The organism is Streptomyces sp. MK7, assembly GCF_032658145.1.
GTDB lineage: Bacteria > Actinomycetota > Actinomycetes > Streptomycetales > Streptomycetaceae > Streptomyces > Streptomyces spiralis.
This window is the reverse complement of sequence record NZ_JAVACL010000013.1, coordinates 1-25091: the sequence shown is the minus strand read 5'-3', so window position 1 is coordinate 25091 and position 25091 is coordinate 1. Positions and strand designations below refer to the sequence as shown.

General features: G+C 70.1%; 27 protein-coding genes and 2 pseudogenes. 16 read left to right on the top strand and 13 right to left on the bottom strand.

The window, feature by feature from the left end:
* Nucleotides 1-126: 126 nt before the first annotated feature.
* Together R2S09_RS16820 and R2S09_RS16815 are read right to left on the bottom strand one after the other, a co-directional pair.
* Nucleotides 127-807 carry a response regulator transcription factor gene (locus R2S09_RS16820; protein WP_076087010.1) on the bottom strand — a complete coding sequence of 227 codons (681 nt, stop codon included), beginning with the start codon at nucleotides 805-807 and terminating at the stop codon, nucleotides 127-129.
* The gene (locus tag R2S09_RS16815; RefSeq protein WP_306186797.1) at nucleotides 804-2102 is read right to left on the bottom strand and encodes a cell wall metabolism sensor histidine kinase WalK; all 1299 of its coding nucleotides are present in this window, start codon (nucleotides 2100-2102) and stop codon (nucleotides 804-806) included. Before R2S09_RS16815 ends, R2S09_RS16820 begins: the two co-directional genes overlap by 4 nt.
* 192 nt (nucleotides 2103-2294) lie before the next feature.
* Here R2S09_RS16815 and phoU point away from each other — a divergent pair, with 192 nt between their 5' ends.
* From phoU to R2S09_RS16800, 3 genes are all read left to right on the top strand, one after another.
* Complete coding sequence (gene phoU, locus R2S09_RS16810) at nucleotides 2295-2984, top strand: phosphate signaling complex protein PhoU (protein ID WP_306186798.1); 690 nt, start codon at nucleotides 2295-2297, stop codon at nucleotides 2982-2984.
* Nucleotides 2985-3083: 99 nt separating this feature from the next.
* On the top strand, nucleotides 3084-3239 hold the full coding sequence (locus tag R2S09_RS16805) for a hypothetical protein (protein WP_306186799.1): 156 nt from the start codon (nucleotides 3084-3086) through the stop codon (nucleotides 3237-3239).
* 249 nt (nucleotides 3240-3488) lie between these two features.
* Nucleotides 3489-3998 (top strand): lamin tail domain-containing protein, encoded by a 510-nt coding sequence (locus tag R2S09_RS16800; RefSeq protein ID WP_316741815.1) that lies wholly within the window; start codon nucleotides 3489-3491, stop codon nucleotides 3996-3998.
* A gap of 244 nt (nucleotides 3999-4242) precedes the next feature.
* Here the strand turns inward: R2S09_RS16800 and R2S09_RS16795 are convergent, their stop codons facing one another.
* The 5 genes from R2S09_RS16795 to R2S09_RS16775 all read right to left on the bottom strand — a co-directional run bounded on the left by R2S09_RS16795 (nucleotide 4243) and on the right by R2S09_RS16775 (nucleotide 8236).
* Nucleotides 4243-5262 (bottom strand): restriction endonuclease, encoded by a 1020-nt coding sequence (locus R2S09_RS16795; RefSeq protein WP_316741813.1) that lies wholly within the window; start codon nucleotides 5260-5262, stop codon nucleotides 4243-4245.
* 1 nt (nucleotide 5263) lies between these two features.
* Nucleotides 5264-5401 carry a hypothetical protein gene (locus R2S09_RS16790; RefSeq protein WP_316741811.1) on the bottom strand — a complete coding sequence of 46 codons (138 nt, stop codon included), beginning with the start codon at nucleotides 5399-5401 and terminating at the stop codon, nucleotides 5264-5266.
* 185 nt (nucleotides 5402-5586) lie between these two features.
* Nucleotides 5587-6828, bottom strand: coding sequence for an ABC transporter permease (locus R2S09_RS16785; RefSeq protein ID WP_316741810.1), 1242 nt, complete (start codon nucleotides 6826-6828; stop codon nucleotides 5587-5589).
* On the bottom strand, nucleotides 6825-7754 hold the full coding sequence (locus R2S09_RS16780) for an ABC transporter ATP-binding protein (protein ID WP_306186805.1): 930 nt from the start codon (nucleotides 7752-7754) through the stop codon (nucleotides 6825-6827). Before R2S09_RS16780 ends, R2S09_RS16785 begins: the two co-directional genes overlap by 4 nt.
* Before the next feature lie 53 nt (nucleotides 7755-7807).
* Complete coding sequence (locus R2S09_RS16775; RefSeq protein ID WP_306186806.1) at nucleotides 7808-8236, bottom strand: transposase; 429 nt, start codon at nucleotides 8234-8236, stop codon at nucleotides 7808-7810.
* 409 nt (nucleotides 8237-8645) lie between these two features.
* Here R2S09_RS16775 and R2S09_RS16770 point away from each other — a divergent pair, with 409 nt between their 5' ends.
* Both R2S09_RS16770 and R2S09_RS16765 read left to right on the top strand, forming a co-directional pair.
* Entirely contained in the window at nucleotides 8646-9089 is a 444-nt protein-coding gene (locus R2S09_RS16770) for a hypothetical protein (RefSeq protein ID WP_306186807.1), read from the top strand.
* Nucleotides 9086-9415, top strand: a complete 330-nt coding sequence (locus R2S09_RS16765) for a transcriptional regulator (protein ID WP_306186808.1) — start codon at nucleotides 9086-9088, stop codon at nucleotides 9413-9415. The genes R2S09_RS16770 and R2S09_RS16765 overlap by 4 nt, the downstream gene beginning before the upstream one ends.
* A gap of 158 nt (nucleotides 9416-9573) precedes the next feature.
* Here R2S09_RS16765 and R2S09_RS16760 read toward each other — a convergent pair whose 3' ends face one another.
* The 5 genes from R2S09_RS16760 to lxmK form a co-directional block, all read right to left on the bottom strand.
* On the bottom strand, nucleotides 9574-9774 hold the full coding sequence (locus tag R2S09_RS16760; RefSeq protein ID WP_316741806.1) for an LxmA leader domain family RiPP: 201 nt from the start codon (nucleotides 9772-9774) through the stop codon (nucleotides 9574-9576).
* A 44-nt stretch (nucleotides 9775-9818) separates the two neighbouring features.
* A complete protein-coding gene (locus tag R2S09_RS16755) occupies nucleotides 9819-10019 on the bottom strand; it encodes an LxmA leader domain family RiPP (RefSeq protein WP_306186812.1) in 201 nt (66 codons plus the stop codon).
* 174 nt (nucleotides 10020-10193) lie between these two features.
* Nucleotides 10194-10535, bottom strand: coding sequence for a helix-turn-helix domain-containing protein (locus R2S09_RS40590; protein ID WP_372337674.1), 342 nt, complete (start codon nucleotides 10533-10535; stop codon nucleotides 10194-10196).
* A gap of 5 nt (nucleotides 10536-10540) precedes the next feature.
* The gene (locus R2S09_RS16750) at nucleotides 10541-11524 is read right to left on the bottom strand and encodes a T3SS effector HopA1 family protein (RefSeq protein WP_306186813.1); all 984 of its coding nucleotides are present in this window, start codon (nucleotides 11522-11524) and stop codon (nucleotides 10541-10543) included.
* Nucleotides 11521-12732, bottom strand: a complete 1212-nt coding sequence (lxmK, locus tag R2S09_RS16745; RefSeq protein WP_306186814.1) for a class V lanthionine synthetase subunit LxmK — start codon at nucleotides 12730-12732, stop codon at nucleotides 11521-11523. The genes R2S09_RS16750 and lxmK overlap by 4 nt, the downstream gene beginning before the upstream one ends.
* Before the next feature lie 200 nt (nucleotides 12733-12932).
* On the opposite strand from lxmK, the gene R2S09_RS16740 reads away from it, so the two are divergent.
* The 10 genes and pseudogenes from R2S09_RS16740 to R2S09_RS16695 all read left to right on the top strand — a co-directional run.
* Complete coding sequence (locus tag R2S09_RS16740) at nucleotides 12933-14249, top strand: pitrilysin family protein (protein ID WP_316741803.1); 1317 nt, start codon at nucleotides 12933-12935, stop codon at nucleotides 14247-14249.
* On the top strand, nucleotides 14249-15583 hold the full coding sequence (locus R2S09_RS16735; RefSeq protein WP_316741801.1) for an insulinase family protein: 1335 nt from the start codon (nucleotides 14249-14251) through the stop codon (nucleotides 15581-15583). The genes R2S09_RS16740 and R2S09_RS16735 overlap by 1 nt, the downstream gene beginning before the upstream one ends.
* Nucleotides 15580-16572 (top strand): LLM class flavin-dependent oxidoreductase, encoded by a 993-nt coding sequence (locus R2S09_RS16730; RefSeq protein WP_316741800.1) that lies wholly within the window; start codon nucleotides 15580-15582, stop codon nucleotides 16570-16572. The genes R2S09_RS16735 and R2S09_RS16730 overlap by 4 nt, the downstream gene beginning before the upstream one ends.
* On the top strand, nucleotides 16565-17191 hold the full coding sequence (locus R2S09_RS16725) for a flavoprotein (protein ID WP_316741798.1): 627 nt from the start codon (nucleotides 16565-16567) through the stop codon (nucleotides 17189-17191). The genes R2S09_RS16730 and R2S09_RS16725 overlap by 8 nt, the downstream gene beginning before the upstream one ends.
* The gene (locus R2S09_RS16720) at nucleotides 17188-18207 is read left to right on the top strand and encodes a hypothetical protein (protein WP_316741797.1); all 1020 of its coding nucleotides are present in this window, start codon (nucleotides 17188-17190) and stop codon (nucleotides 18205-18207) included. The genes R2S09_RS16725 and R2S09_RS16720 overlap by 4 nt, the downstream gene beginning before the upstream one ends.
* Nucleotides 18208-18238: 31 nt before the next feature.
* Nucleotides 18239-18550, top strand: coding sequence for a hypothetical protein (locus tag R2S09_RS16715; protein WP_316741796.1), 312 nt, complete (start codon nucleotides 18239-18241; stop codon nucleotides 18548-18550).
* Between the two features lies 1 nt (nucleotide 18551).
* Nucleotides 18552-20399, top strand: coding sequence for an ABC transporter ATP-binding protein (locus tag R2S09_RS16710; RefSeq protein WP_316741795.1), 1848 nt, complete (start codon nucleotides 18552-18554; stop codon nucleotides 20397-20399).
* Nucleotides 20400-21394: 995 nt separating this feature from the next.
* A pseudogene (locus R2S09_RS16705) lies at nucleotides 21395-22312 on the top strand (replication initiator); the annotation flags it as partial.
* A complete protein-coding gene (locus R2S09_RS16700; RefSeq protein WP_316741793.1) occupies nucleotides 22305-22544 on the top strand; it encodes a helix-turn-helix domain-containing protein in 240 nt (79 codons plus the stop codon). The pseudogene R2S09_RS16705 and the gene R2S09_RS16700, both read left to right, overlap by 8 nt.
* 77 nt (nucleotides 22545-22621) lie before the next feature.
* Nucleotides 22622-23422, top strand: a pseudogene (locus R2S09_RS16695) (tyrosine-type recombinase/integrase); the annotation flags it as partial.
* 69 nt (nucleotides 23423-23491) lie between these two features.
* Here the strand turns inward: R2S09_RS16695 and R2S09_RS16690 are convergent.
* A complete protein-coding gene (locus tag R2S09_RS16690) occupies nucleotides 23492-24253 on the bottom strand; it encodes a phosphoglyceromutase (protein WP_316741792.1) in 762 nt (253 codons plus the stop codon).
* 184 nt (nucleotides 24254-24437) lie between these two features.
* On the opposite strand from R2S09_RS16690, the gene R2S09_RS16685 reads away from it, so the two are divergent.
* On the top strand, nucleotides 24438-25091 hold a 654-nt coding region (locus R2S09_RS16685; RefSeq protein WP_316741790.1), incomplete at its 3' end, for an MFS transporter.

Genomic DNA, 25091 nt, shown 5'->3' with positions numbered 1-25091 from the left:
GCAGACGCTTGACGTGGACGCCGAGGGACCCCTCCCCCACGCACCCCTCGCACCGCCACGCGGGCATCGCAGCGCTGCCCCGGACTCCGTCCGGCCGAAGGCGAGCCTCCCCGACGCCAGGCCCGATCACGGCTCGAACTTGTAGCCCAGCCCGCGGACCGTCACCAGGTAACGCGGCGCACCCGGGTCCGGCTCGATCTTGGCGCGCAGACGCTTGACGTGGACGTCAAGGGTCTTGGTGTCGCCGACGTAGTCGGCGCCCCAGACGCGGTCGATGAGCTGCATGCGGGTCAGCACGCGGCCGGCGTTGCGCAGCAGCATCTCCAGGAGGTCGAACTCCTTCAGCGGCAGGTCGACCTTGGAGCCGGAGACCGTGACGACGTGACGGTCGACGTCCATGCGGACCGGGCCGGCCTCCAGGGCCGCCGGGGCGACCTCCTCCGGCTCGCCGCGCCGGCGCAGCACCGCGCGGATACGGGCGACCAGCTCACGGGAGGAGAAGGGCTTGGTCACGTAGTCGTCGGCCCCTATCTCCAGGCCGACGACCTTGTCGATCTCGCTGTCCTTCGCGGTCACCATGATCACGGGGACGTTGGAGCGGCCGCGCAGCTGGCGGCACACCTCCGTACCGGGCAGCCCCGGCAGCATCAGGTCGAGGAGGACGAGGTCGGCGCCGTTGCGCTCGAACTCGTCGAGTCCGTCGGGCCCGGTGGCCGCGACGGCGACCTCGAAGCCCTCCTTGCGGAGCATGTACGACAGGGCGTCGGAGAAGGACTCCTCGTCCTCGACGACGAGCACACGGGTCACGGAAGGACCTCCGGGGCGGGAAGCGGTTCGTACGGTGTTGACGGTGATGACTCCGCGCGGTACTGCGCGCCGGAGTGCCCGGCCTCGTCGTCGAAGCCGGGGTCGTGGTGCTGCTGGGCACGCTCGCGGTCGCGGGCCTCCCGGCCCGCCGCCGCCTCCGGCAGCCGCAGGGTGAAGGTGGAGCCCTGTCCCTCGGCGCTCCACACCGTGACCTCCCCGCCGTGCGAGGCGACCACGTGCTTCACGATCGCGAGACCCAGACCGGTGCCGCCGGTGGCACGTGAGCGGGCCGGGTCGACGCGGTAGAAGCGCTCGAAGATGCGCTCCTTGTCTTTGTCGGAGATGCCGATGCCCTGGTCGGTGACGGCGACCTCGATGAGGTCTCCGCCCGGCGCGGTGATCCGGCGCGCGGCGATGCCGACGCGGGTACGGGACGGGGAGTAGTTGACGGCGTTCTCGACGAGGTTGCCGAGCGCGGCGGCGAGCTGGCCTCGGTTGCCCCACACCCGCAGGTCCGCGGTGCCTCCGGCGGCCATGGTGATCTGCTTGGTGCCGGCCTGGTGGCGGCAGCGGTCGATGGCCTCGGCGACGAGTTCGTCGACGCGGACGGGCTCGGCGTCCTCCAGCGGGTCGTCGTTCTGCACCCGCGAGAGATCGATGAGCTCCTGCACCAGGTTGGTGAGCCGGGTCGCCTCGATCTGCATGCGTCCGGCGAAGCGCTGCACGGCCTCGGGGTCGTCGGCGGCGTCCATGACGGCCTCGGAGAGCAGGGAGAGCGCGCCGACGGGCGTCTTCAGCTCGTGGCTCACATTGGCGACGAAGTCGCGCCGTACGGCCTCGATGCGGCGGGCCTCGGTCAGGTCCTCGACCAGCAGCAGCACCAGCCGCGACCCGAGCGGGGCGACCCGCGCGGAGACGGCGAGGGCCTCGCCGCGCCCGGTGCCACGCCGGGGCAGGTCCAGCTCGACCTGCCGTATCTCCCCGTCCCGCCGGGTGTCCCGGGTCATCTGGAGCATGGGCTCGACGGAGAGCTTGCCGCCGCGCACGAGCCCGAGGGCGTAAGCGGCGGAGCTGGCCTTGACGACGGCGTCGGCCTCGTCGAGGACCACGGCCGAGGAGCGCAGCACCGACAGGACGGTGTCCACGCCGGGCGGGAGCACCGGGTCGGTGTGCAGCGAGGTGCGCGTCGGACGCTTCTGCTCTCGTTCACTGAAGCGGAACGCCAGCATGGCGATGACACCGGTGAGCACTCCGGCGATCGCTGCCGCTGCGGCGACCGCCGCGTTCACGTCCATGCCTCAAGGTTAGGCACGGCGTACGACATGCCCACAGCCGTCAGAGTGCGACCTCGAACACTCGTCGCCCAGAGTTCACCTTGGGGCCAGTATTGGTTCATTTGGGGTGACGAAAACGGACGCGTAGAGGCCGGACCGTGGGAGCGTGGGGGTCAGGCAGCCCCGACGAGGACGCACGAGAGGGAACAGAAGATGCGGGACGCGTACCACGAGGAACTGGACTCGATCGGCGACGGTCTGGTGGAGATGGCCCGGCTGGTCGGGTCGGCGATCGGACGCGCCACGACCGCCATCCTCGACTCCGACCTGAAGCTGGCCGAGAGCGTGATCGAGGCCGACCAGAAGGTCGACGACCTCCAGCACGATCTGGAGGCCCGGGCCATAGCACTGCTGGCCCGGCAGCAGCCGGTGGCGACGGATCTGCGGATCGTCGTCACCTCGCTCCGCATGTCCGCCGACCTGGAACGCTCGGGCGACCTGGCCCAGCACGTCGCCAAGCTGGCCCGGCTGCGCTTCCCGCAGCGCGCGGTCCCGCACGACCTGCACGCCACCATCCTGGAGATGGGCCAGCTCGCGCAGCGCCTGATGGCGAAGGCGGCCGAGGTGATCGTGACCAAGGACGTCGACCTGGCCCTCCAGCTGGAGCAGGACGACGACGAGATGGACCTGCTGCACCGCACCCTCTTCCAGCACCTGATCGACGAGCGCTGGAAGCACGGCATCGAGACGGCGGTGGACGTCACCCTCCTCGGCCGCTACTACGAGCGCTACGCCGACCACGCGGTGGCCGTGGCCAAGCGCGTCGTCTACCTGGTCACCGGTGAACACGCCGACGACCTCCAGGCGGACATCCAGCCGGTGACGGGGGTGGAGGGCGCGTAGCTCTCCGGGACAGAGCGCGTACGAGCCCCTGTGCGCCGTTGATGCGCCCGGCGGAACGGGCATGGAATGGGCACAGGCATCTGCCTAGAGGAGGGACCCATGGCCGAATCCCCCAGCATCGCGCCCGACCCCACACAGGACCGCGACACCGAGCAGCCCGCCGAGACCAGGAGCCTGCCGCTGCTCGCGGCCTGCGGCTGCGGCTCGGGCTGTGGCTGCGGCTGCCAGTCCGGCGGCCCCTGCCAGTGCGGCTGACCGACGGACACAGTCGTAGGAACACAGACACAGGGTCCCGGCACCGCGCCGGGGCCCTGTGCCATGCCGGAGACCATGAATCCGACATTCACCACGCAACACAACAACAACCACGAACGTCACGGAACCGTCCGCAATTGGTAACACGGCGCGTGTAACGCCCGGGTTTGTCCACCGGACGGACAGGCTGTGCGCATGGCGTCCACCCCGGCCGCCACTCGGACCTACGCACACCCAGCAGGAGAGCCTGTGTCCGCTTCCGTTTCTGTGACCGCCCGCCGCCTGACCGCTGCCGCCGCCGCGGCCGCAGCGCTGATCGGAGTGACGGCGCTGCCGGCGTCCGCGGCCGACCACCACCCGCGCTCGTACCGCCAGAGCGTCGTGATCAGCGGCGTGCACCTCGACCACCAGGCCCGCGACCACCGCTCCAACCGGGTCCTGAACAGGGAGTGGGTGGAGATCACCAACAACACCCGGCACGACGTCAACCTGAGCGGCTGGACGCTGTCCGACAGGCACGGCCACACCTACCGGTTCCACCACTACCGCCTCGACGGCCGCGCCACGGTCCGCGTCCACACCGGCTACGGCCGTGACACCCGCACCGACCTCTACCAGGACCGCCGCACCCCGATCTGGGACCGCCACGCCGACACGGCCACCCTGCGCAACGACCACCACCGCATCGTCGACCGCGTCGGCTGGGACAACACCCGCCGCGGCGACCGCGACGACCGTCGCCACGCACACCACCGCTGACGCATCGGCAACACCAGCACCAAGACCGTCACCAACCACACCGAGCGACGCGACAGCAGGGTCCCCTCTCCCGAGGAGCACCGGGAGAGGGGGCCCTTCGCGCGGAGGCGGCCGAACATGACGAGCAGACCGATCGACGAGACGACCAAGGCCCCTGCCTCGGGTTCTTCCGATGACACGGGCCTTGCCCTGTGGGGCTACTTCTTCTTGCCCCAGGTCTTGCCGGGGATCTTGAGGAGCTGGGTTATTGCTGGTGAGGGGCGGTGGGCTCGTGCTCCTGGTGGTCGTCGTTGGTCGTCATTGGCCACTGTCGAGCGACCTCGGACGGCCCAGGGACGGCCCAGCTCCTCGGTCTGTGTGGGCGGTCCGCCGGTCTCAGCGCGAGGGGCGCCTCTTCGGCGGGACCGGGCCCGGGATCACATCCTTGCCAAGGTGTTCCTTGATCAGGTACTTCAGTTCCGGCCCTTCGATGAGCTGGAGTCGGCCATGTTGGCGGGGCAAAGTCGTGGCTGGCCCTGCCGAACCACGATGTGGTGATCAGAACCCCCTTGGCAGCACGCTTGTGCTCGACCACTCCGGCGAGCGCCTGGACGGACTCCACGCCCACGAGCTTGCTGTAGCGCTTCGCCTGAATGAAGCATTCACCGTTGAAGACGGGGTCCTTGCTGACGGCCACCGCGTCGACGCCCTCGTCTTTGGACGCCTGGGTGTTCCAGGCTTCCATACCAATCGCCTCGAACAGTTGGCGAATCAGGTGCTCGAATTCGGTGGGTGTCAGCTTCACCAGTACGGGCCTGCTGTCCAGGCCGGCGACAACATCCATGCTGTCCATGAGCCGGTACTTCGACAGGTCGAACTCGACGATGGGGCGGATCGGTTCGAGATCGTATGGGTTGGGAGACACCAGCGCGTTGAGTCCCCTGAGGCACTGCGCAGAATCAACCTGACTGAGACGGAGCTTCCCGAACTGCTCCCTGCTGGCGCTGAGCGTCACCAGACACGGTGAGACCTCCTGACCGGTGGCCCGGTCGATGGTTCTCACATGGCGGTTCAGGATCACGCCATTGACGACCCGGTCCGGATCGCTCGTCAGGACCTCGTGCACTGTCCTCAGAGCGACTTGTGCCAGGACGGAGGCGTAGATCTCCTTGCGCTCCTTCTCCGGACGAGGCAGCACGGTCGTCTCGTCTCGGTTCTTCACGTACCGGTAGCCCCGCGCGGTAGGAACGATCGCCTCAGGCGGCAGGTGGATCTCAACAAGCACGTCACCGGTGGCAGGTCGAACGGCGGGCAGCGACCTCCACCCGGTCCCGGCCCTCCACCAGCGCGGACACCGCCAGCAACCGCACGGCCTCCTGCGCGTCCGGCGACCCGGCCCGCGCATCCCCCACCAGATCACTCACACGCCATCAACGAGCCCGAACTCAAAGCGTTTCGGATCAATAGGACTCAGCGTCCGTCACCGAACTGCCGGAGAAGCTCCAGGCCGTCCCGAGGAACCATAACCCTCATGCCCTATGGACCTGCTCACTGTCGCGCTTGGGACTACGGAACATCGCCTGGAGAGCTCTCGCCTGCCTTGAGGGGGTCACGCCCCCGACGCCAAAGCCTCGCGCCAGCGCACCGTACTCCCCATGCGCAGGATCGACCGTTGGTAGACCCGTGCGGACAGCACCGCCAGTCCGGCCGCTGCGACGATCATCAGCAGGGCCGCCAGCAGGTTGGGGCCCCATCCCGCACGGTGCGCGCTGACCTGCAACGGCATGACCAGCATGGAGAACGGGGGAACGTACTGGACCACCCGCACCCAGGTGGCGTTCAGGTCCTGCGCGGCGGCGATGGTCACGCCGAAGGGCACCAGGGTGGCCATGAGCACCGGCATGACCGCCGAGGACACGTCCTCCGCGCGTGAGACGAGGGAGCCCGCCGCGGCGAAGACGAAGGCGAAGAAGGCGAAGCCCAGGACGAACCAGGCGAGTGCAGCGAACGTCGCCGGCGTGGCCGGGAACTGTGTGGGAAGCACATGCCCGAACCGGACGGCCACCACGGCCGCCAGACCGAACACAGCGGTCTGGAGTACCGCGGCGACGGCGATTCCCGCGACTTTTCCGATCATCAGCCGCAGTGGCGTGAGGGTAGCCAGGAGCACCTCGACGACGCGAGTGGACTTCTCCTCGACGACTCCCTGGGCCACCATCATGCCGTAGCCGAAGAGCTGGAAGAAGAGGACCGTCACGATGCCGATCGCGGCGCCCAGCCCCGCACCACTGTCCGCGCTCGCGGCGGTGCGGCCAGTCCCGTCGACCGTCTCGGTGCGGGGCAGTGCCGCAGTGACCTGACGTTCCAGACGGTCCACGTCGACGTGCTGCTCGTGTAGCGCAAGAGTGGTCGCCCACTGCCGGACGGAGGCCAGGACGGTGGCGCGGATCTCCGCCGAGGTGTCGGCCCGGACCAGCATCCGTACCTGCGCCCCGTGAATCACCAGCGCGGCGTCGGCCTTCTTGCCGGCGACCTGGCTGCGTGCCGCGGCCTCGCTGTCCGCACTGCGCCATCTGGTGGCGCTGTTCGCGGTCGGTCCGGGGGCGACGGCGGTGACTGGTACGCCGGTGACGGTGACGGTCGCGGCGGCGTGGTGCTCGTCTGCCTGGGACGGTGCGAAGAAGTACAGCAGTCCCAGGATCACCGAGACGTTGAGCAACGTGCCGATGACAAAAGTGCGGTTGGCGATCCGGGCGGCCGTCTCCCGCTGCATGACGAGCCAGACGGCCGCCATGGCGGACCCACCCGTCCTGGTCCTGGGCGCGGTGGTCCCCTTGTTCATTCGGCTCATGCGGCCATCTCCGTGGACTCGTCGGCGTTCGTCACGTAGGAACGGAAGAGCTCGGTGAGCGTGGCCTGTTGTCGTCGGAAAGTGCGCAGTCGGCCCAGGTCGGCGACCTGCCGTACGAGCTCCCCCTCGTCGCAGTGGTCCGCGAGCCGTACCACGGTGCCCTGGCCCTGGTTGCGGAACGAGTCGACGCCACGCAGGGCGCGAGCCCAATCCCGCGGTGCGCCCTCGATCTCGATGTACACGTCCTCGCCGCCGCGGGCCCGTAGTTCCTCCACCGAACCGCAGGCCATCATCGAGCCGGAGCGGACGATGCCGACCCGGTCGCACAACCGCTCGACCAGGTCGAGTTGGTGGCTGGAGAAGAGAACCGGGGCCCCTTGCTCGGCACGCTCCCGCAGTACGGCGCTCATGGTGTCCACGGCGAGGGGGTCCAGGCCGGAGAACGGCTCGTCGAGCAGCAGCACCTGTGGGTCGTGGACGAGGGCGGCGGCCAGCTGGACCCGCTGCTGGTTGCCGAGGCTGAGGGAGTCCACCTGGCGGTTGCGGTACTGGGCAACGTCCAGCCGCTCAGTCCACGTCTGCATGGCGGCCACGGCCTCCGCGCCGGACATGCCGTGCAGCCGGGCGAGATAGACCAGCTGTTTGGCCACGGTCATCTTGGGATAAAGCCCGCGTTCTTCCGGCATATACCCGAACCGGGAGCGGGATGCGGCGTCCACGGGCTTGCCCCGCCAATACACGGCGCCTTCATCGCTGTTCAGGACGCCGATCGCGATACGCATCGTGGTGGTCTTGCCGGCGCCGTTGCTCCCGACGAAGCCGAAGACTTCTCCCGGCTTCACCTCGAAGGACATCTTGTCGAGGGCCAAGTGGTCCCCGTAACGCTTCGTCAGGGCCTCTACCATGAGGCCCGGATTGTCGTGCATGCTCTGCATTCCTCACGGTGTCGTGTTCCGGGTGTTTTGGTCGTCCCGGTAAGTCAGTCGCCGCGCGTAAGTGCTTCGCGGTATCCCGAGGAGGCTGCAGAACCTCGAAACGCTGAGCCCACATTCACGCCGTATGGTTTCGAGGTCTGTGAAGGGACCGCGTGATAGTCCACCATCTGTCGCCGGGCGCGGAGTTGCACGTAGACCTCGCCGAGCGCGGTCTTGAGCTCGGTGATCTGGGCGCGGAGCTTGCGCTCTCGTTCGCTGCTCAACCGGTCACCTCCCTCCAGGCCCTGGCTGCCAGCGGCGATGAACTGGCGTTTCCAGTTGCCGATGGCCTGCTCGGAGACTCCGGCCTGACGGGCGGCCTGAGAGACCGTGATTTTCCCCGACAGAACACCGAGGACGAGCTTGGCCTTTTCTTCCGGGGGCATGACGGGCGGGCGCGCCACGATTCTAGTTCCCTTCGGACGGAAGTTCATGGAAAAGTCGAACGATGCGACCCTGGTCGCTGTCGAGTCGGTAGGACAAGCGAGTTGAGGAAAAGCTGAGGCAAGAGGGAGGCTCGGAAGGTGCTCTTCAAATGTTTTCGGGCAGCAGTTTTCCGCACGCCGACGACGAGCGACTGCGTAAAGGTTTCCTCAATTTTCGTACAGATTCTTCGCCTCAGCGAAGGGGAGGCGAATGGGTGCTCAGTCCCGCTGTGGCGGTGAAGGCACGACGAAAGACATGGTGAACCCCCGTTCGTTCAGCCGCGAAGGCTTGATGGCAGCAATGGGCTCGGCTGGTCATGGCGTTGCCCTCCGTCACCCTATCAGTCGACCTCGACAAGAGGATCACGCCACAGGGCACGTACTTGCCATCCAGGAAAGTACATGCCACACTGTCACCATGACTGAACCCATGCCGCCCTTCGAAGCCGACAAGGCGCTCACCGCTGCCCACAGCGCGGTCTCGGCCGCTCGCGCGGCGCGCCGAGTGCCCGTGTGGCATCCGCCGGCCGCCGGCCTGCTGTTCGCCGCCGGGTTCGGTGGCCTGGCGCTCTTCGACGCGCACCCCGATGCCTGGGCGTACCTGGTGGGCGGCCTCGTCTGCCTGATCGCCTTCCTCGTGCTGTCCGTCACGTCCAGCAGGGCCGGCGGGGTGGCCCTGTGGCCGACCGGGGACACCCGGGGACGAGCACTGAGGCAGTCGGCCGCGCTGATTCCCCTGGCCGCCGCTGGCGTCGCAGCCGTGTTCCTCGGCTTCCCCGGATTCCTCGCCGTGTTCGGACTCGGCCTAGGGTCGCTGACCTGGATCCAGCTGGCGCAGGCCCGCAAGGGGTTGCCGGCATGACCGTCCGGGACACCGCCCCGCAACTGGACGCGACCATCCAGCACCCCACCCGGCTGTCCGTCGTCGCCTTCCTTTCCGGGTGCGCGGAAGCCGACTTCAAGACCGTGCGCGACAGCCTGAAGATGTCGGACTCCGCCCTGAGCAAGACGCTCTCCGCCCTGGAGTCCGCCGAGTACGTCAAGACCCGCAAGGGCTTCGTCGGCAAGCGCCCGCGTACCTGGGTCTCCCTCACGGCTGACGGCCGCATCCGGCTCGCCGCCCACCTCGGGGCGCTCCAGCAGATCGCAGCCCAGGCCCACAGCCACGGCGCGGAAGCCGGTCGGTAACAGCTTGTCGGCGGCCTCCGAATGCAAGAAGGCCGCCGTACGACTCATGGATCGGGGGACATCCATGGACGTACGGCGGCCGGTCGCGAGGCCCGACACATGACGCGTGGGGTGCTGCCGCATGCCCGGCGGCAGCACCCCACGTTCGGCGAGCGAGGTCAGCAGCCCGCGCCGTGCGTGATCGACACGCTGGTCAGGACGCCACTGGCGGCGCTGATGGTGAACGCGCCGCACTCGGGCGACGACGCGGTGATGATCGACGGCGTGGTCGCCGGCGCCTCGCCCGCGGCGGCGGCGCCGAAGTCGGCGGCGTCGGTGTAGGCGGTGTAACCGGCGATCAGCTGGTCAGCAGTGTTCATGGAAAGTCCTTCCGGGTTTCAGTCGGTGAAGGGCGGAACGTGGGTCAGCAGCCCCAGTGCGCGGTGAAGCCGACGGAGGCGGCGGAGACTGCGCTGACGGCACCGCCGCAGGCGGCGCTGGACTCCGCCACGACGCTGAGGATCGACGGCGTCGTGGCCGGGGCCTGCCCGCCGGCGGTGGCGCCGAAGTCGGCGGCGTCGGTGTAGGCGGTGTAACCGGCGATCAGCTGGTCAGCAGTGTTCACGTGAATTCCCCTCTAGGCATATCGGAACGGCTTGTCCGGATGTGAACCTCCGGCCCGTCCGGCAGTTCGATTCCAGCACGGCTCACCCGTCACCGGGAGCCTGAAAATTACCTTCTGCTTTCTGTCGCAGCTCCCGTGACCTGCAGTTATCCCGACAGGATCAAAGAAAAGACGTCATTCGGCCGGGAGCTGCGAACAGGCGCGAGATGCCGCAGCCAGCCGATCCCACAGTTCCCATTCCTCGCGTGCCTCGCGCAGCACTCTGCGCAACTCCGCGAGGTCCTGCGCCAAGACGTCTTCCACGTCCGCGCCGGTCGCCGCCCCCTGCGCCAGGGCACGCACGCCATGCGTGAGGAACGTCGAACACCAGTCGTCGAGGCACCGGGGGCACACCCTCAACCGCCGGCAGAGCGCCTGGGCTGGCTCGGCACCGTTCAGCAGCCGCAGGACCGCCCGGGTCGCTATGCCCGCGGGCGGGGTGCAGCGGTGCCCCGTGCCCTGTTCCGGGGGCGCCACGGTGCCTACTGGAACAGCCCGACGCCGGGCAGGGGCGGGGAGCCGAGATTGAGAGCGGGGGCCATGGGGTCGATGCCCGCGTTCATGAACGTTTCCTCGATCGTCGCTGTCCGGCCGACGCCGTCGGTGCGGACAGCGTGCTTGACGAGCGCCTCGGCCAGCGCACCGCTGCGGTGCTCGCCGAAGCTGAGTGCCCGCATCCCGGGCCGCCCGTCGTCCGGCTCCCAGGCGAGGGCGACGCCGGGAGCCAGTCGATGGGCGAAGGGCGAGACATCGGTGCCCAAGCCGGGCAGCTCGGCAGCGCGGGCGGCGAGTCCGGACACCGCGTGCCGGCCCTGCGGGCCGAGGTAGACCACAAGCGCGTCCCGGCGCGGGAACATGCGCGGCGAGGAGGTGATCTTGGCGCGGTAGGGCACCCCGCCCTCCTCCAGGTACGACAGAACCGCGTGCCACACGCCTGGGGCGGCCTCAGGGGAGGCGACGTGCACGTAGACGCGCAGCGTCTGCGGCCCTGAGCCCACCCCCGTGCCCGCGGAGCCGTCGGCGAGGAAGAACCCGGTGGACAGCGCCGGGCGCGCGGCCGGAAGCCGTGCCAGAACCCCTGCGGGAAGGATGTCGGGGACCGGCTCGGCCAGCACGTCGGCGGGCAGCAGCACCCGTAGGCCCTCCACCACGGCCAGCAGCGTGCCGTCGGCAGCCCGTTCCTGGACGACCACCCGGGTGCTGGTGGTCGTGTGCGGCATGGCCTCGGCCAATGCCCGGTCGAGCTCCGGGTCGCGCAGGGTGCGTGGGCGGCTCGTCTCCGGTCTGTCTCGCCCCACGTGGACCATCTGGTAGACGGCGGCGCCGAGTTGCTGGGCGAGCTTGTGCGGCGAGTCGGCGCTGAGGTGTTCATCGCCGAGTACGGCGGACAGCCCGTCGGGCGCTACCTCGATGCCCTCGATCGCCCGCGCCAGTGCCGGCGGGAAGGTGTCGGCGACGGTTATCAATGCTTGTCTCCAAGTACGGAGGTGTGGGTGCCCGGTCCCGCGGTTTCGGTCGCGTGGCCCGATGCGCTCTCGACCAGCCCGAGGGTGTCGGTGAAACCGTCCGGGGAGAGCAGGACGGTGCGGCCGATGCCGGCACAGGCGCGGTCGGCCGCCTGCACTCGGCCACCGACCATGGCGGTGGCGAACATCCGGTCGAACATGTGCCAGCCGGCGAAGGCGACCGCGCGAGCGCGCAGCCCCTCGTCGACCGTGGTGCGGACGCTGCGGTAGCCGTCCCAGAAGGCGGCCATCCGGGGGCGCAGCCGGTCCAGTTCGCGGACGCCGAAGGAAAGGATCTCCTCGTGCGTGGTCTCGTGGTCGAACGTGAAGTCCGGCTCGCTGCCGATCGCCTTCGGGATGCCACGCACGGCGAAGTAGAGCCACTCCCCGATGAATGCGCCGACGTCGCGCGCCGGGTCGCCGAGGCGGAACTCCTCCCAGTCGGTGAGGTGCAGTCGCTCGGGCGTCCACAGGAACTGGTCCAGGCGCATGTCGCCGTGGATCGGGCGCTTGTCCGTCAGCGCCAGCTCCTGCTGCCGCAGGGCGTGCAACACGTCCAGCAGTTCCCCGTCGCCCTGGAGCAGCCGCCAGGTTTCCAGCTCGCCGTAGGTGGCTCCGGTGAACACGGACAGCGGCAGGACACGCAGTCTGTCGGTGGCCGGCAGCGGATGCGGCGTGGTGTCGAGCAGCGTGGTGTCGGCGGGCAGCTCGTGCAGGGCTCCGGTGATCCTGCCTGCGACCCGGCACAACTCGTCGTCGAAGGCGTCGTCGGCAGCGAGTTCGGCACCGGAGCGAGCGTCGTCGAGCAGTTCGAAGGCGACCAGCAGCGCCTCGTCGTCGTGGCCGAGGAACTTCGGCCCGCTCAGGATGCCTCCGGTGTCGCCGGCGGCGAGTGCCTCGAAGGCGAGGAGGCGCTCGAAGCGGCGGCGGGCGTCGGCCGGGGACGGCCCGCCCAGCCGCTTGACGAAGACACGGTCACCGGTGGTGGTCGGTCCGGACCAATTGTCGTTGCGGCCAACGTGAGAGGTGAGCTCGGCGGGGTCGAAGGACCCGAGGCGGAGGGAGGCGAGCAGCGCCGTCACCTGAGGCTCCTTGTCCAGGGCGAGCGGATCGTAGCGGGCCCTGGTCTGTCGGGTTTCCTCGACTTCGGCTCCATTTTTATCTGTCACACGGCGGATGCTAAATAGGTGAACTCCCGGCCACCAGAAACAAACTATTCAAGTTAGTTTTTTCCTTTTGGTGGCAACTCGCCTGCATGTCGGCGTGAGCGGCGCAGATGCCGAACCTGCGCCCCGGCAAGTGCATTGGACGGAAAGAAACCAGAAACCCGGGTTTCTTTAGTGCCGGAACCGGGTCTTAGGTTGACCACATGTCCCGACCCCCGCTGTACCGCTCGACGCTACCCAATGGCCTTCGCCTGGTGGTGCAGCCGCTGGCCGACGCTCCGTCCGTCGGCGTCGCCGTCCACTACGACGTCGGCTTCCGGTCCGAGCCGCCCGGCCGCACGGGCTTCGCCCACCTCTTCGAGCACGTCATGTTCCAGGGGAGCGAACATGTCGGCCCGGCCGACCACTTCCGCCTCGTCCAGGCGTCCGGCGGCACCGCCAACGGCTCGACCCACCAGGACCACACCGACTACTACCAGGTGGTGCCCGTCCAAGCCCTCGAACGCGTGCTGTTCCTGGAGGCCGACCGCATGCGCGCACTGCACATCGCGGAGGAGACGCTGCGCACTCAGACGGCCGTCGTGAAGGAGGAGATCCGGCAGACCGTCACCGACCGCCCCTACGGCGGCTTCCCCTGGACGATCCTGCCCGCGGTCCTGTACCGAACCTACCCCAACGCCCACAACGGCTACGGCACGTTCGAGGACCTCGACGCGGCGACCGTGCAGGAGTGCCAGGCGTTCTTCGACACCTACTACGCCCCCGGGAACGCGGTGGTGACCATCTGCGGCGACATTGACCCCGACCGCGCCACCGACCTCGTGGAACGTCACTTCGGCCCCGTGCCCGCACGTCCGGTGCCGAAGCCGACGGCCCTGTCCGAGCCGGTGCCCACGCGGCCGCGGTACGCCACCCACGACGACCCGCACGCCACGCTTGCGGCCACGGCGATCGGCTACCGCATGCCGGACGCCGAAACCCGGCTCCCGGATTACCTCGCGCACATGGTGCTGGGTGAGATCCTCACGGGGCGCGACACCTCGCGGCTCAAGCAGCGGCTGGTGCACGCGAGCACGACAAGGACGGGAACGGGCGCGGCCGCCTCGCCACCGGCGACCGACGTCAGCGCGAGCTGTGGTCTGTTCGGGCCCCTGCGGGCCAGGAACCCGGAGACCTTCCTCATGGTGGCCACCCACCCGACGACGACCGACACCGAGCGGCTGCTGGAGGTGGTCGACGCCGAGCTGGCCGACCTGGCCTCGGCGGGTCCCGGCGAGCGCGAACTCGCCCGGTCCCGTGCTCTGATCACCTCGGCGACCTGGCGCGGTTTCGACAACGTCGTCTCCCGCACGCGGGCGCTCGGCACCTACGAGCTGCTGTACGGCGCCCCCCACCTCGTCGACGACCTCGGCGACCGCCTGGCGGCCGTACGGGCTGAGGACGTGGCGGCCGCCGCGGCATCCCTGCACCCGCAGGAACGGGCGGTGCTCTCTCTGATCCCAGGCGGAGGCAACCCGTGATGACCCGCACCGTACCCCCGTCGTCCGCCGGAGCGATCCCGGTGCTGCCGGCCGTCGGCCCCGTGCCGCCGCTCGTGCTGCCGCCGATGGCCGACGTCCGTCTGCCGAACGGACTCCGTGTCGTCGCCGTGCGCCATGCGTCCATTCCGATGGCGGAACTGCGCCTGGCCGTGCCGCTGGACGCGGAGAGCTTCCGCACCTCGGCCGTGCACGAGCTGGTCGCCGCGACGCTGCTGCACGGCACCCCGCAGCGTGAGCGGGAGGCGATCACGGACGAGCTGGCCACGGTCGGCGCCGTCCTGTCGGCGTCCCGTACCTCACGCTGGCTCGGAGTCTCCGGCTCCGGGCCGACCGCCGCGCTGCCCACCCTCCTCGGCGTACTCGGCGAGTGTCTCGTCGAGGCTCGGCACGAGGACGCGGCGGTGCGGGCCGCGCGCGAACGGGCCGTGCGGCAGGCCGCCACCACCCGCCGGCAGCCGCACCTGCTCGCCTCCGAAGCACTCCTGGATCACCTGTACGGCCCGATGCCGCGCATGAACGACGTACCGTACGAGGCAGACCTCGCCGCCGTGACCGCGGAGGAGGTCCGCGCCGCGCACCGGGAGGTGGTACGTCCCGACCGGGCCGTCCTCGTCCTCGTCGGCGACCTCGACCCCGAGCGGGCGGTGGCCCGGGCCGCGCAGGCGCTGCGCGGCTGGAGCGCGGCGGAAGACACCCGTCCTGCTCCGTGTGCGCCGGTGATCCGGCGCTCGGGCATCGCCCGGATCCACCGGCCCGGTGCGGCGCAGTCGCAGATCCGGCTGGCGCGCCCCGCCATCGACCGCAACCACCCCGAGTTCGCGGCGCTGACCCTGGCCAACATCGTCTTCGGCGGCTACTTCTCGTCCAGGCTCGTGGCCGACGTACGCGAACGCCATGGTCTGGCCTACCGATGCGAGAGCGCCTTCCGCGACCACCTGGATCAGCTCGTGATCTCGCTGGAGGCCGACACCGCCACGGAGTCCGCAGCCGGCACACTGCGCCGGATACGGCACCAGCTGCGGAGCATGGCCGAGCAGCCGCCGAGCGGGGCGGAGGTCGAGGCCGCCCGCCGTTACGTCACCGGCATGACCGCGCTGGCCACCTCCTCACAGCAGGCATGGGCGAGCAGTCTTCTGCTGTCCCTGACGCTGGGCCAGCAGCCGGATCGCATCGCGCACTTCCTCGACGAGCTCGCCACCGTCAGCGCCGCCGACGTCGCTGCGGCAGCCGGCAGGTGGTACGACCCGACCGACTACCACGGCGTCGTCCTCGGCGACACCGCACACCTCACGGAGACGGACATAGCCCTGTGAACCGGCTGCTGAACTCCCCGCACCACACGAGCGTCGTGTATCCGCTCCAGGCATCCCATTTGGGCCATGTCATGCCCTTCGCCCGGCTGCTGGAACGTCGCGGCACCGGGCGGCTGTGGCTGGGCCAGTCCCTGGGCATCGAGACGCACCACATCTTCGCCGCGCTGACCGGAGCCGGCATCCACATTCCCTTCGGCTCCTCGGTGGCCCTGTCGCCGCTGCGTCATCCCTACGACGCCGCCGTCCAGGCCCGTTCCATCGCGCAGTTGTCCGGACTGCCGTTCGTGGCGGGCATCGGGCCCGGGTCGCGCGAGTTCCAGTCCGCGGTCCGGCCCGCGCCGCTGGCCAGGCCCGTCACAGCCGCCCGGGAGTACCTGCGGACCATGCGTGCCCTGATCGACGGCGAGACGGTCCACTCGGACACCGACGAGCACAGCACCCACGCCGTGTTCCCGGTCATGGACGCACCGCCGGTCGAGTACGGCCTGGGCGTGCTGCGTCCCGCCATGGCCCGCGCCGCCGGGCAGGTCGCCGACGTCGCCATCACCTGGCTGACTCCGCCCCCGTACATCCGCGACGTTCTGGTGCCGGCGATGAAGGAGGGCGCCGCCGAATCCGGGCGGCCGGTGCCGCGGGTGGCCACTGTGGTCCACGCGGCGGTGGAGCGGCCCGGACGCGACATCCCCGCCATCGCGCACGCGGCGGCCCGCGCCCACCTGGGCGCGGACCACTACACCGACATGCTGCGGCGGGCCGGGGTCCCCGCGTACCCCTCGGACACCCAGACCGGCGCGCGGCTCCTCGTGGAGTCCGGGACCTTCGTCGCCGGATCGCCCGAGCAGATCGCGGACGGCCTCGACCGGTATCGCGACCACGGGGTCGACGAAGTGATCGTCAACGTGTGCGGCGTACTCAACGCCCAGGGACTCGGAGCGGCCGTCACCGATCTGACCGAGATCCTCACTGCCGTGGACGTTCGCCGTGCATGACGGCGCCTCCGCACTGCCGTCCGCGGCACCGCCGTTCACGGGCCACCGCCTGCTGTACGTCGGTACCGGCGCCCTTGGCGTGATGTTCATGCCCATGTGGCTGCACTGGCTGCGCAGCTCCTACCCGGACGTCGAAATCCGGACTGTCATCACCCGCTCAGCCACCCGCTTCGTGACCCCCACCACCCTGTCGGTGTTCGGGGGACGGCCACCACGGCTGGACGTGTGGGGCGACGAGCCGGAGACGACGGCCCCGCACGTCGAGCTGGCGCACTGGGCGGACACGGTCGTCGTGCATCCGGCCACCTTCCACTTCACCAGCCGCCTCGCCCTGGGCGCCGCCGACACCCCCACCTTGCTCGCCCTCCAGTGCACGGCCGCCCCGATAGCCCTGGCCCCGGCCCTCCCCCCGGGCGCCATGGCCTCCCCGGCCTGGCGACAGCACATCCGGACCCTCACCGCACGTGACAACGTCACGGTCGTACCGCCCCACCAGGGCATCAGCATGACGACCGGCGAACCAGGTGCCATGACGGCCGCGACCCTCACCGAGGTGATCCCGGCCGTCGAGGCACTGCGCGCCCGACTCAGCGAGCAGCCGAGCGGAGGGCAGGCATGACGACGGACACCGCGGCGACGCCGCCGGCAGACGTGCCTGCCGGCTCCGCGGCCGACATGACCGGCTGCCTGCTCATCGACTCTTTCGCCACCGGCTACCAGCGCACCGCCATCTACCGACTGGCGGACGGCTCGTTCCTGTGGGCGCGCAGTCCCGGCGCCGACCGGCCCGTGCTGCTCACCGAGCCCGGCCGGCAGGCACGCCATCGGCTGGCGTCGCTGCGGTCGGCCGGCGTGCGGGTCGCGCTGCCCGAGACCGCCCCTAGTGCCCTGCACTACACCGCACACGGAGCGGACTCGGCCGCGAAGCTGCTGTGGACCGATCTCACGCCTGCTCGCCGCGACCGGCTCACCACCGCCCTGCACGGCACCGGGCGACTGCTGCGCACCCTGCACAGCATCCCGGACACCGGCGCGCCACCCGACGAGATCACCGGACGGACCGGTCCCCCGGGGCCTGCCCGTCTCGCCGCCTGGATGGACACCGGTGCCGGTCCGCGTGCGGCACAGCACCTGCACGACGTGCTGCGCACCCGCTTCGGCCCGCGGCGCTGGGCAGCCGTACGGTCCTGGTGCGCGGCACTGGCCGAGCCAGCGCCCGGGGACGTGCTGCTGCACGGGGCGCCCAGTACCGGGTCCATCGTCGTCGGCGACGACAGCGCCCCTCGCCGCGCAGCCACCGACTCCGTCCTGCTGACCGGTGAGGACCTCGCCCCCGGCCCCGCCGCCTTCGATCTCGGGTGGCTCCTCGGCGAGTTCCTGGAACTGCGGATGACGGCCGCGTCCCAAGGGCTCACCCGGCCCCTGCTGACCGAACTGCCGGAGGCCCTGCTCGACGGATACGGCACCGTCGGCGACCCTCTCGCCACGGGCCGGGCCGCCGTGCTGCGCATCGTCACGCACGCCCACGACTTCGCCGCCTACATGGGCTGGCACCCGGAACTCGGCCTGTACGCCGACGCATTGCCCGCCTACATCGACAGTGACGGAACCGCCGCCCTGAACGGCACCTCCTGATCCACGACGACACACCGACGAAAGGACACCGATGCGCACCACCTGCCACCTCAACCTCGTGGTCCTGCACGATCTCGAAGACGTCCGCGCCGCCGTGGAGGAAGCCCTGGCGCACGCCGACGCGGCGGAAGCGCCTGGGCTGCGCAAGGCGCTGTCACTGATCGAGGCAGCTGCCCGCAGCGACGAGGACCTGAAGATCCGGTGGGCCCGCCAGACCCTCGACCGGGCCGGGGTAGCTGCGGGGGACACCTCCACCCGGACGATCAGGGAGCTGCGCCGGGCGGCTCCGCAGCTCGGTCTCGCCGAGGCCGTGGAACTGGTCACCCTTGCGGCGAAGCACTGACATGGCCCGACGCGAACCCCCCTTCCCCGACCCCGCCGCGCGTGCCGTGCGCATCGGCGCCGACATCCTACGGGGAAACCGGCTCCAGCTTGCCGCCGCCCTGCTGCTCGCCCTCGCCTCGACGGCGGGCACGCTAGGGGTACCGCTGATCATGAAGGATGTCATCGACTCCTTCGCCCGCGACGGGTCGATCACCGCCCCGTTGCTGGAGATGGCTGGCGTCGCGCTGGTAGCCGCACTGGCCTCCGCCGGATCGGGTTATCTCCTGGCCCGGCTCGGCGAGTTCATGCTGCTGCGGCTGCGCCGGCGGGTCATGGCCCACACCCTCGCCCTGCCCCTGAGCACGGTACGCACCCAGGGCGCCGGAAACCTGGTGGCCCGGGTCACCTCCGACGCGCTGCTGCTGCGGGCCGTCATCGACGTCGGCCTCGTCCAGCTGCCGCTGGCGGTGCTGACGGTGGTGTCCACGCTGATCATCATGGCCGTACTGGACTGGGTGCTGGTGCTGGTCGCCGTGGCGGCGTTCGCCGTCGCCGGCGCGGGGATCGGCTTCGTCATCGTCCGCGTCAAGCGCAACGTCGTCGACCAGCAGGAGGCCATCGGCGGCCTCGCCCAGCGGTACACCGCCCATCTCGCCGCCCTGGCCACCATCAAGGCGTACCGCTCGGAGGAGCGGGCGGCCGAGCGGCTCGGCGACGATGCGGCGCAGCTGACCGGCACCTCGTTGACGGGGGCCCGTCTGCAGTCCCTGATCGGGCCCGTGATGGGTCTCGGCCAGCAGATCGCCTTGGTGTCCGTCATCATCGGCGGTGGCGCGCGGATGGCGCACGGGCAGCTCAACACCGCCGACTTCGCCGCGTTCCTGCTCTATCTCCTGCAGCTCGTGACCCCGGTCACCATGGTCGCCACCGGCATCGGCCGTCTCCAGGCCGGTCTCGCGGCCAAAGCCCGCTTCAACGACCTGCTCGCCCTCTCCCGGGAGAGCGATGAGGACAGCACGGCCGAGGAACCCCTCGAACCGCTGCCCGGCCACCCCGCGGTCGCCTTCCAACAGGTGGGGTTCTCATACGCGGGGCCCGCGGGAGTCACCGGCCCCTCCGCCGCCCCTGTCCTCACCTCCCTCTCCTTCACCGCCCCCCGCACCGGGCTGACCGCACTCGTCGGCCCCTCCGGAGCCGGCAAGTCCACCGCGCTGGCCCTCATCGACAGATTCGCGACGGCCGGCACCGGACGCGTGGAGGTCCTGGGGCACGATGTCCGGGCCTGGCCTCTTCCCGAGTTGCGACGTCGCGTTACGTATGTGGACCAGCAGTTCACGTTGTTGGAGGGGACCGTTCGGGAGAACCTCCAGCTCGGTCACCACCGTCCGCCGGCCGACGGGGAGCTGATCGCCGCCCTGGACTCGGTAGGACTGCGCGAGGACGTCGAGGCCCTTCCCGATGGACTGGACACGGTGCTCGGCCGCGAGAACGACCTGTCCGGTGGCCAGCGCCAGCGACTGGCCCTGGCAAGGGCGCTGCTCACGGACGCTGACATCGTCCTGCTCGACGAGCCGACCTCCCAGCTGGACAGCATCAACGAACTGCGTTTCCGCTATATCGTGGAGGAACTGTCCGCCACTCGCGCCATCGTGGTCGTCGCCCACCGGCTGTCCACCGTGCGGCACGCCGACCACGTGGTGATGCTCAGCGGCGGCACCCTGGTCGACGCCGCCACACACCCCGAACTCATGGCCCGTTGCGCCGCCTACCGAGAACTGGTCACCACACAGGCGCTGGAGAGCGGCGAAGACCCCGCCGACCCGAGTGGCCCCCCGGCCGCGACACCGGCAGGCACTGCGGCTAGTTGATGAAGCATAAACCTGTGGCGCAGTGACATGACCGTGACCGTGGCCACTCATGGCGAGCTGGTGCCGCTGGCGGATCAGGACCGCAGACAACGGGAGCGCCAGCTCATCCAAGAAGGCATCGAGCCGATCAGCCTCACCGTGCCCCGCGGGCAGGTCCCGCCGCACCCGTTTGCAGGCGGCAGTCACTCCCAAGCACGACGAAGCCGAGCACACTGACGCCACCCACCGGCCGGAAACCCTCGTCCCGTATGACCTCTGCGGCAGTTCGGCAAGGACCGGATGGTCAGCCTCAACCGCGTCGTCGCCGTGGCCATGTCCACGGCCCGGTCGCCGGCCGCGACCTGCTGGCAGAGCTGGGGAGAGACAAGTGCCTGGCACATCACCACCGGCTGCTTGCTACTCGCGCCCACCTGCTGGAACCACTGGGCGAACGGGAGACTGCCGCATGCGAGGAGGGGCAAGATCCACGCCGATCGGCGGGCACGTGAAGCGGACGGCCGGGCTTCGCAGGCGCGCAGCGAGGCCATGGCGTGGAAGGCTCGGGCGCGGGAGCTTGCGGTCCTAGTGTCCGAGCACGCCGACCAAGCGCACCCGTCGCATGTTCAGGATGCGCCGGGACGTCGCTGTCGCGGCTGCTGTGGTGAGCTGCTGAAGGAGATCTGGGCCCGGAACCCGACGATGTGACCTCGCAGCCATGTTCAGTGCCGACTCCATCCACCCAGGTCCGCGGGCGTTCGCGCCGCGCAACTGAGACTAAAACTGAGACCACGACACGACGAGGGCCCCGACCGGATTCCGGTCGGGGCCCTCGTTTGCCCAGGTGGGCGGCTGCGGAGGATACGAGATTCGAACTCGTGAGGGGTTGCCCCCAACACGCTTTCCAACTGTGTTGGTGGAGTAGCGCGGGCGTGCAGGGGCGTTCACCTGCGTTCATTGGCGGGTCGGCACCGAGCCGGGATCGGTACCGGGTCTCGGCTGAACGCCGGTGAACCGGGTGCCGCTGCGGCGTCCTGCACGACCAGGACGACACCGCACTCGGCACCCCGCTTAACCCCGACACCTACGACTACGAAGCCGCCGTGCTCTGGAACGCGCACGCCGGTCCCCTCTGGCGACGCTTCTCGACCTACCTGCGCCGAGAGGTCGCCAAGCGAGCGGGCCTGTCACAGCGCCGGTTCCGCGAGCACGCCCGCGTGTCCTTCGCCAAGGTCGCCGAGTACCAGAAGCGCGGCGCCGTCCACTTCCACGCGGTCATCCGCCTCGACGGCCCCGGCGGCGGAGACACCCCGCCCCCGGCCTGGGCCACCGCCGAACTCCTCACCGACGCCATCGGTGCCGCCGCTGGCAAGGTCCGCGTGGACGGCCCGGTTATCGAGGGACGCGTCCACACCTTCGCCTTCGGCCGTCAGCTCGACGTCCGCACGATCCGGTCCGCCGACTTCAACGGCGGCCAGGAGCTGACCGAACGGGCCGTAGCCGCGTACATCGCCAAGTACGCCACCAAGGGAGCCGAGACCGCGACGGGCGCCCTCGACCGACCGCTGAAGTTCGCCGCCGAACTCGCCCAGCTCGATATCAGCGAGCACGCCCGCCGCCTCATCCGAACAGCCTGGACGCTCGGCGCGCGCAAGGACCTGGAACACCTCCGCTTGCGTGCCTGGGCCCACATGCTCGGCTTCCGCGGCCACTTCTCCACCAAGTCCCGCCGCTATTCCACGACACTCGGCGCCCTCCGCGACGCCCGTGCCGAGTGGCGAGCGCAAGCGGCAGCGGCCAACGGCCCGGAGCCCGAGACGACGTACGTCCTCGCTCACTGGGTCTTCGCCGACACCGGCCTGTCCGACGCCGAAGGCTGGCTTGCCGCATCCCTCGAACCCGCTCCCGGAACGGAAGGAGAGCCCACGCATGGCTGATCGCCGCCGCACCTCGGCCGAAGTAGCCGCCGCACCGCGCACCCTGCCCAGGCGGTTCCTGACTCCTGAAGACCTGGTGGAGATGTTCGAACTGCCCAGTGTCGAGACGGTCTACCAGTGGCGCCGTAAGCGCACCGGTCCTCGGGGCTTCCGGGTCGGCCGGCACCTACGGTTCGATCCGGACGACGTACGCGCCTGGGTGGAGTCCCAGATCAAGGGGGCCGCTGCCTGATGGCCGGGCACATCCAAGACCGCTGGTACAAGGAAGAGAAGGGGCCGGACGGCAAACCCCGCAAGGTCAAGACCGAGCGCTACTCCAACGTGCGCGCCGCACTCAGCGCGGCCGTGGATGACGGGCGCCTTCCCCGGAACCCGTGCGCCGCCCGCTCGGTCCGGCCACCGGCTGTGGACAACAAGCGCATCGCCCCCTGGACGTGGGAACGGGTCTTCGCCGTCCGGGCCGGCATACCTGAGCGGTACCAGGCCATGGTCTACCTGGGCGGCGGCTGCGGCCTCCGGCAGGGCGAAATCCTCGGCCTTGCCACCGACGCGATCGACTTCGAGTCGGACACCCTCCACGTGGTCCAGCAGCTCAAGCTGAGCCGCAGCAAGCCGGTCTTCGCCCCGCCGAAGGGCGGCAAGCTCCGGGACGTACCGCTCCCCGGTCCAGTCGCTGACGCCCTCCGGGCCCACATGAAGCGATTCCCGCCGGTCGAGATCACCTTGCCGTGGAAGGTGGCGGACGGGCCTCCGGTGACCAAGCGGCTGATCTTCACCGGGCCGCGCGGCGGGCACGTCTGGCGTACGTCGCTCAACGAGGAGGTGTGGAAGCGGGCCCTCACCTCGGCTGGGGTGATCCCCGAGCGGAAACCGGGCGGGTCGTACGCCGAGTCTCGCGAGAACGGCATGCACGCCCTCCGCCACTTCTACGCCTCGGTGCTCCTGGACGCGGGCGAGAACATCAAGGCCCTCGCCGAGTACCTGGGCCACTCGGACCCGGGTCTGACCCTCCGCGTGTACGCGCACCTGATGCCGTCGAGCCAGGAGCGCACCCGCAAGGCGGTCGCCGCCGTCTTCGACACGGCCCGGTCGGCCACCTCCAGCACCTGACGGCCCAGAGGCAGCGAAAAGCCCCCTCCCAGCGGAGAACCCGCAGGTAGGGGGCTTGTTCGTAGGCGGTTACTTCCTTTTGCCCTGGTTCTTGACCGCCTCGATGGCGGCTGCGGCCGCCTCCGGGTCGAGGTAGGTGCCGCCGGGAGTGAGGGGGCGGAAGTCGGCGTCGAGCTCGTAGGAGAGCGGGATGCCGGTGGGGATGTTCAGGCCGGCGATGTCGGCGTCCGAGATCTGGTCGAGGTGCTTGACCAGGGCGCGGAGGCTGTTGCCGTGGGCCGCCACCAGGACCGTGCGGCCGGTGAGGAGGTCGGGGACGATGGCGTCGAACCAGTACGGGAGCATGCGGGCGACGACGTCCTTCAGGCACTCCGTCTGCGGGCGCAGCTCCGGCGGGAGGGTCGCGTAGCGCGGGTCGGAGAACTGGGAGTACTCGGCGTCGCGGGCCAGCGGGGGCGGCGGGACGTCGTAGGAGCGGCGCCACAGCATGAACTGCTCCTCGCCGAACTCCTCCAGGGTCTGCGCCTTGTCCTTGCCCTGCAGGGCGCCGTAGTGGCGCTCGTTCAGGCGCCAGGAGCGGTGGACCGGGATCCAGTGGCGGTCGGCGGCCTCCAGGGCGAGCTGGGCCGTGCGGATCGCGCGCTTCTGGACGGACGTGTGGACCACGTCGGGCAGCAGGCCGGCGTCCTTCAGCAGCTCACCGCCGCGGACCGCCTCCTTCTCGCCCTTGTCGTTGAGGTTGACGTCCACCCAGCCGGTGAACAGGTTCTTCGCGTTCCACTCGCTCTCGCCGTGACGGAGGAGGATCAGCTTGTACGGTGCGTCGGCCATGCCTCTGAGCCTAATCCACGCATTCGGCGCCCTGCTCCGGTGCCCGGCAGGCGGACAGGGCCGGTCCGGCAAGCCGTCCAGTGCCTCGTCAGTTGACTGGTTCTGTTAATCGGGTGGCCTTCCGGCGAGCCGCCCTCGTAAGTTGTGCTCACCGCTTGAGCCGCTTACATCCGGGGGGTCCTCCATGTCGTCCGCCGCGCGTTTCAGACGTGCCGCCCGCGAGACCGTCTCCGGACTCCCCCGGGAGTTCTGGTGGCTGTGGACCAGCACCCTCGTCAACCGGCTCGGTGCCTTCGTCGCCACGTTCATGGCGCTGTATCTGACGCTCGACCGCGGTTACTCCGCCTCCTACGCCGGTCTCGTCGCCTCGCTGCACGGGCTCGGCGGGGTCGTGTCCTCCCTCGGCGGGGGCGTGATGGCCGACCGGCTCGGGCGGCGGCCCACCCTGCTCGTCGCCCAGTCCTCCACCGCGGTCTTCGTCGCACTGCTCGGGTTCGTGCGGGACCCGGTGTCGATCGCCGCCGTCGCCTTCCTCGTCGGGATGGCGTCCAACGCCTCGCGTCCCGCGGTGCAGGCGATGATGGCCGACATCGTGCGGCCCGAGGACCGGGTCCGGGCGTTCTCGCTGAACTACTGGGCGATCAATCTCGGTTTCGCGGTGTCCTCCATGGCGGCCGGCTTCATCGCCGAGTTCAGCTACCTCGCCGGCTTCCTGATCGAGGCGGGGATGACGGCCGTGTGCGCCGTCGTCGTCTTCCTCAGGCTGCCCGAGTCCCGGCCGTCCGGCCCCGCCGCGCGCGCGGGGGGGGCGGGCGGCGGGCGGGGGGCCGGGGGGGGC

What these genes read in the sequence shown, in the direction of transcription:
- R2S09_RS16815 (WP_306186797.1), bottom strand. Translation starts at nt 2,102, where the DNA reads ATGGACGTGAACGCGGCGGTCGCCGCAGCGGCAGCGATCGCCGGAGTG.
- phoU (WP_306186798.1), top strand. Translation starts at nt 2,295, where the DNA reads ATGCGGGACGCGTACCACGAGGAACTGGACTCGATCGGCGACGGTCTG.
- R2S09_RS16805 (WP_306186799.1), top strand. Translation starts at nt 3,084, where the DNA reads ATGGCCGAATCCCCCAGCATCGCGCCCGACCCCACACAGGACCGCGAC.
- R2S09_RS16785 (WP_316741810.1), bottom strand. Translation starts at nt 6,828, where the DNA reads ATGAGCCGAATGAACAAGGGGACCACCGCGCCCAGGACCAGGACGGGT.
- R2S09_RS16780 (WP_306186805.1), bottom strand. Translation starts at nt 7,754, where the DNA reads ATGCACGACAATCCGGGCCTCATGGTAGAGGCCCTGACGAAGCGTTAC.
- R2S09_RS16775 (WP_306186806.1), bottom strand. Translation starts at nt 8,236, where the DNA reads ATGAACTTCCGTCCGAAGGGAACTAGAATCGTGGCGCGCCCGCCCGTC.
- R2S09_RS16770 (WP_306186807.1), top strand. Translation starts at nt 8,646, where the DNA reads ATGACTGAACCCATGCCGCCCTTCGAAGCCGACAAGGCGCTCACCGCT.
- R2S09_RS16765 (WP_306186808.1), top strand. Translation starts at nt 9,086, where the DNA reads ATGACCGTCCGGGACACCGCCCCGCAACTGGACGCGACCATCCAGCAC.
- R2S09_RS16760 (WP_316741806.1), bottom strand. Translation starts at nt 9,774, where the DNA reads ATGAACACTGCTGACCAGCTGATCGCCGGTTACACCGCCTACACCGAC.
- R2S09_RS16740 (WP_316741803.1), top strand. Translation starts at nt 12,933, where the DNA reads ATGTCCCGACCCCCGCTGTACCGCTCGACGCTACCCAATGGCCTTCGC.
- R2S09_RS16735 (WP_316741801.1), top strand. Translation starts at nt 14,249, where the DNA reads ATGACCCGCACCGTACCCCCGTCGTCCGCCGGAGCGATCCCGGTGCTG.
- R2S09_RS16720 (WP_316741797.1), top strand. Translation starts at nt 17,188, where the DNA reads ATGACGACGGACACCGCGGCGACGCCGCCGGCAGACGTGCCTGCCGGC.
- R2S09_RS16715 (WP_316741796.1), top strand. Translation starts at nt 18,239, where the DNA reads ATGCGCACCACCTGCCACCTCAACCTCGTGGTCCTGCACGATCTCGAA.
- R2S09_RS16710 (WP_316741795.1), top strand. Translation starts at nt 18,552, where the DNA reads ATGGCCCGACGCGAACCCCCCTTCCCCGACCCCGCCGCGCGTGCCGTG.
- R2S09_RS16700 (WP_316741793.1), top strand. Translation starts at nt 22,305, where the DNA reads ATGGCTGATCGCCGCCGCACCTCGGCCGAAGTAGCCGCCGCACCGCGC.
- R2S09_RS16690 (WP_316741792.1), bottom strand. Translation starts at nt 24,253, where the DNA reads ATGGCCGACGCACCGTACAAGCTGATCCTCCTCCGTCACGGCGAGAGC.